General features: G+C 60.0%; 1 protein-coding gene. It reads right to left on the bottom strand.

Going from position 1 to position 512, the window contains the following annotated elements:
- The coding region (locus tag KW828_RS21685) for a type VI secretion system Vgr family protein (RefSeq protein ID WP_218338298.1) at window positions 1-512 on the bottom strand (512 nt) is incomplete at both ends.

The following is a 512-nucleotide window of genomic DNA, read 5'->3' as shown; positions in this document are numbered from 1 at the left end:
TCCTGGTTGTAAACACGGCCCACTATGATCGGCATGTCCGGGTCGCCGTTCTTGAAGTCCACCAGCACTTCCTGACCAATACGCGGGATCTGAATGGTCCCAAATCCTTTACCCGCCCACGGCTGGCTCACCCGGATCCAGCATGAGCTGTTCTCATCCCGCTTGCCGTAACGATCCCAGCCAAACTGCACCTTCACCCGCCCATATTTGTCGGTCCAGATCTCCTGGCCCGCCGGGCCGGTCACGATGGCGCTCTGCGGCCCCTTCGTGCGCGGCTGGCTTACCGTCCGCTGCGGCCGGTAAACTTCGCGGGTCGGATGCAGTTCAAAACTGGTTGAATACGAAAAGTGCTGCGCCTGCCCGCTGTGCTGCGCGTTGTCCTGTACAAACAGCGTGGTCTGCGCCACCAGGTACTCCTGATTCAGTTCTGCCGTGGGATGGTTCATCAGAGTAAAGGTATAACCCGTCATCAGAGTACGAATATGGCCCCCACCGTGGACCCGGCTGCCCGG

It is taken from the genome of Enterobacter sp. ENT03 (assembly GCF_019218745.1).
Classification (GTDB): Bacteria; Pseudomonadota; Gammaproteobacteria; order Enterobacterales; family Enterobacteriaceae; genus Enterobacter_D.
Note: the sequence above shows the minus strand (reverse complement) of the source record. Positions and strands in the feature narration are given on the sequence as shown.